At 73.4% G+C, this 4,282-nt stretch carries 4 protein-coding genes; 3 read left to right on the forward strand and 1 reads right to left on the reverse strand.

The window, feature by feature from the left end; all coding sequences use genetic code 11:
• Positions 1-159 precede the first annotated feature (159 nt).
• Positions 160-594, reverse strand: a complete 435-nt coding sequence (locus ACFQ6N_RS40030; protein ID WP_380659088.1) for a hypothetical protein — start codon at positions 592-594, stop codon at positions 160-162.
• A gap of 173 nt (positions 595-767) precedes the next feature.
• Here ACFQ6N_RS40030 and ACFQ6N_RS40035 point away from each other — a divergent pair, with 173 nt between their 5' ends.
• The 3 genes from ACFQ6N_RS40035 to ACFQ6N_RS40045 all read left to right on the forward strand — a co-directional run.
• The gene (locus tag ACFQ6N_RS40035; protein WP_380659089.1) at positions 768-1,919 is read left to right on the forward strand and encodes an acyl-CoA dehydrogenase family protein; all 1,152 of its coding nucleotides are present in this window, start codon (positions 768-770) and stop codon (positions 1,917-1,919) included.
• Positions 1,920-2,006: 87 nt separating this feature from the next.
• Positions 2,007-2,747 carry a TetR family transcriptional regulator gene (locus ACFQ6N_RS40040; RefSeq protein WP_380659090.1) on the forward strand — a complete coding sequence of 247 codons (741 nt, stop codon included), beginning with the start codon at positions 2,007-2,009 and terminating at the stop codon, positions 2,745-2,747.
• Between the two features lie 177 nt (positions 2,748-2,924).
• The coding region (locus ACFQ6N_RS40045) for a chloride channel protein (protein WP_380659091.1) at positions 2,925-4,282 on the forward strand (1,358 nt) is incomplete at its 3' end.

A 4,282-nucleotide genomic window follows, 5' to 3' on the forward strand; every position in this document is an offset into this window, starting at 1 on the left:
TTCGTGGGCTGCGTATGTTTTTTATATTATCCAGCCCCGGGTGGTTGGGGTGGGGGTGGCCCGGGTTACCGGGTGCCACGCCCTCCGTCGTGTGTCCGTGGTGCCGAACCGGCTCCGCGCCGCTGCGCCCTACTCGGCGAAGCCCTACTCCGCGAAGCCCTACTCGGCGAAGGCGGCGAGGTGCCGGCTGAATCCCCCCTGGGTGGGCGGCAGCGGGCGGGGCTCGGTGTCCGGGACCGGCGCCGGCTCGTCCATCGGCAGCAGCCGCAGCTCCGGCTGGTCGGAGTCCGGAGCGGAGAGCAGCCGCACCCGGGTGCCGACCGGGACGGTGCTGCGCAGCCCGTCGACGATGCACCAGACGTCGAAGCCCTCCGCCATGCGGATCAGCGACTTCTGACGGACCAGCGGGGTCCGGGCCTGCTCGACCGCGCAGCGCCGGACGACCCCGGTGCCCTCGCTGGGCTCCAGCCGGAGGTCGGTGGAGCCGCAGGTGGGGCAGAGCAGCCGCTGGAAGGTCGGGTTGTTGCACCACATGCAGCGCTGGAAGTACAGCGTCGTGCTGCGGGTGTCGGCATCGATGGCTGAGTGGACCACGCTGTCATCTCCCTGCGCTCGGACCGGCTTCGTTCGGCAGACGTTCGGCAGAAGTTCGGCAGGAAAAGGATAGGGAACTCAGTGCCGCCAAGGGAAGGCACTGAGTTCCCTTTTTGCCGCACACATGCATAATGAAGGGTACTGAGTACCGTCGTGAAACAGGAGTGGCGATCATGAGCCAGGACTTCGATCTCTTCCGTGTCTCCGAGGAGCACGAGATGCTTCGTGAGGCGGTGCGTTCGCTGGCCGAGGCGAAGATCGCCCCGTTCGCGGCGGAGGTGGACGAGCAGGGGCGGTTCCCGCAGGAGGCGCTGGACGCGCTGCAGGGCAACGACCTGCACGCGGTGCACGTGCCGGAGGAGTTCGGCGGTGCGGGGGCGGACGCGCTGGCGACGGTGATCGTGATCGAGGAGGTCGCGCGGGTGTGCGCGTCGTCGTCGCTGATCCCGGCGGTGAACAAGCTGGGCTCGCTGCCCGTGCAGCTGTCGGGCTCGGAGGAGCTGAAGGCGAAGTACCTGGGCGCGCTGGCCCGGGGCGAGGGGATGTTCTCGTACTGCCTGTCGGAGCCCGAGGCGGGTTCGGACGCGGCGGGCATGAAGACCCGGGCGGTGCGGGACGGTGACTTCTGGGTGCTGAACGGCGTGAAGCGCTGGATCACCAACGCGGGCGTGTCGGAGTTCTACACGGTGATGGCGGTGACGGACCCGGAGAAGCGCTCGAAGGGGATCTCCGCGTTCGTCGTGGAGAAGGGCGACGAGGGCGTGTCGTTCGGTGCTCCGGAGAAGAAGCTGGGGATCAAGGGGTCGCCGACGCGTGAGGTCTACTTCGACAACGTGCGGATCCCGGCGGACCGGATGATCGGCGCCGAGGGCACGGGCTTCGCGACGGCGATGAAGACCCTGGACCACACCCGGGTGACCATCGCGGCGCAGGCGGTGGGCATCGCCCAGGGCGCGCTGGACTACGCGAAGGGCTACGTCCAGGAGCGCAAGCAGTTCGGGAAGGCGATCGCGGAGTTCCAGGGCGTGCAGTTCATGCTGGCGGACATGGCGATGAAGCTGGAGGCGGCGCGGCAGCTGACGTACGCGGCGGCGGCGAAGTCGCAGCGCGGGGACGCGGACCTGACGTTCTTCGGTGCGGCGGCGAAGTGCTACGCGTCGGACGCGGCGATGGAGATCACCACGGACGCCGTGCAGCTGCTGGGCGGGTACGGCTACACGCGGGACTACCCGGTGGAGCGGATGATGCGGGACGCGAAGATCACGCAGATCTACGAGGGCACCAACCAGGTCCAGCGCATCGTGATGGCCCGCAACCTGCCGTAACCGCGCCCAGACGTGCCCCGACGGCCGGACGGGTCAACCGCCCGGCCGTCGGGGCCGGCGCGTCGCGCCGGTGCTAGGTTCCCGAGAATGAGCGAGAAGGAAGAGCAGGACCTGCCGATGAATGACGGGCCCGCGAAGCCGGCGATGCGCGAGGCGCTGGTCGCCGCGGCCTTCGAGCTCTTCCTGGAGCGCGGCTTCGAGCAGACCACCGTCGACGACATCGTCTCGCTGGCCGGCGTCGGCCGGCGCTCCTTCTTCCGCTACTTCCCGGCGAAGGAGGACGTGGTCTTCCCCGACCACGAGCGCAGCCTCGCCGAGATGACGGAGTTCCTGGAGTCCGGCAGCGGCGAGGAGGACCCGGTCAAGCACGCCTGCGACGCCGCCCGCCTGGTCCTGCGGATGTACGCCGAGCAGCCCTCCTTCTCCGTCCAGCGCTACCGGCTGACCCGCAAAGTGCCCGGCCTGCGGGCGTACGAGCTGTCGGTGGTCTGGCGCTACGAGCACACCCTCGCCGCCTACCTGCGCGGCCGCTTCGCCGACCGCCCGGACGGCCCGCTGCGCGCGGACGTGATCGCCGCGGCGGTCGTCGCCGCGCACAACCACGCGCTGCGCACCTGGCTGCGCTCGGGCGGGGAGAGCGACTGGGTGACCGAGGTGGACGCGGCGATGGCCTTCGTCACCGGCACCTGGAGCGACCGCCCGGCCGAGGCCGACGCCGAGGGGGAGTCCGACGAGGTCGTCGTCCTGGTCGCCAGCCGCCGGGCGCCGCTCTGGCGGATGGTCCAGGGCATCGAGAGCGCCCTGGGCGGCGACACCCGGCAGGCCTGACGGGTCTGACGGGCCCCCAGGGGGCCTCACCCGTACGGCGCAACCGCGCACGCCGGCGGCCGGACAGGGCCCGGTCGGCGGGCCGCGCGCCGTGCGCGGCACCCGGCCCCGGGCCAGACTCGGTCGCAGGACGGGGCCACCGGGCATCGGGCGGCCCGGGAGCGCGAAGGAGCCGTCATGCCGGGGACGCCCGAGCAGCAGAGCAGCGGTCCGACCCTGCGCGAGGTGCTGCTGCACAAGGGCTACTTCGGGCTGCTGCTGGTCTCGGCGCTGGTCGGCGTCCCGGTCTCGCTGGCCGCCTTCGGCTTCGTCGGCCTGGAACACGAACTCCAGCACTGGATCTGGGAGAGCCTGCCGCACACCGCCGGCTACGGCCGCGCCCCCTGGTGGTGGCCGCTGCCCGCGCTGCTGCTGGCCGGCCTGCTGCTCGCCCCGGTGGTCACCCGGCTGCCCGGGCGCGGCGGCCACGTCCCGGTGGACGGGCTCGGCGGTCCACCCACCCCGCCCGCCGCCGTCCCCGGGGTGGTGCTGGGCGCGCTCGCCTGCCTGCCGCTCGGCGCGGTGCTCGGCCCGGAGGCGCCGCTGATGGCGCTCGGCGGGGGCCTCGCGCTGCTCGCCGTCCGCTCCGCCAAGAGGGCCGGGCAGCCGCAACTGGTCGCGGTGCTGGGGACGGCGGGCTCGGCGGCGGCGATCTCCACGATCTTCGGCAGCCCGCTGGTGGCCGCGGTGACGCTGATCGAGGCGGCCGGGCTGGGCGGCCCCCAGCTCGTCGCGCTGGTCCTGCCCAGCCTGCTGGCCGGCGGGGTCGGCGCACTGGTGTTCACCGGCTTCGGCCACTGGACCGGGCTGTCGATCGGGGCGCTGTCGCTGCCGAGCCTGCCCAGGAGCGGCGTCCCCGACCCGGGGGACTTCCTCTGGGGTGTTCCGCTGGCCGCCGCGATCGCCGTGGTCTGCGTGGCCGGGCAGACACTGGGCCGGCGGATCAAGGCCTTCACCGCGGCGGACACCGCCCGGCGGACCGCCGCCCGTACGGTGCTGTGCGCCGTCGCGGTCGGCGGCTGCCTGGCCGCGTACGCGCTGCTCACCGGGCGCTCCCCGGAGGAGGCCGCGCTCTCCGGGCAGGCCACGCTGGGCGCCCTCGCCGCCGACCCGGCCGCCTGGCCGATCGGCGCACTGTTCGCCCTGGTGCTCTGCAAGGGCCTCGGCTGGTCGATCGCGCTCGGCAGCCTGCGCGGCGGGCCGATCTTCCCGGCGATCCTGCTCGGCGCCGCCCTCGGCGTGGCCTGCGCGCCGCTGCCCGGCTTCGGCACCGCGCCCGCCCTGGCCGTGGGCCTGGCGGCCTCCGGCGCCGCCGTCACCCGGCTGCCGGTCACCAGCGCCGTCCTCGCCGCCGCCCTCCTCGGCGGCGAGGCGGCCGACGCGATGCCACTGCTGATCGTCGCCACGGTGGTGGCGTTCATCACCGGCGAGGCGCTGCGCGGCCGGTCCGGGCGCTCCGGGCGCGCGGCCGCCGCGGCCGGCGGCGGGGCGTCGGC

Origin of the sequence: Kitasatospora sp. NPDC056446 (assembly GCF_042796115.1) — a bacterium.
Classification (GTDB): domain Bacteria; phylum Actinomycetota; class Actinomycetes; order Streptomycetales; family Streptomycetaceae; genus Kitasatospora.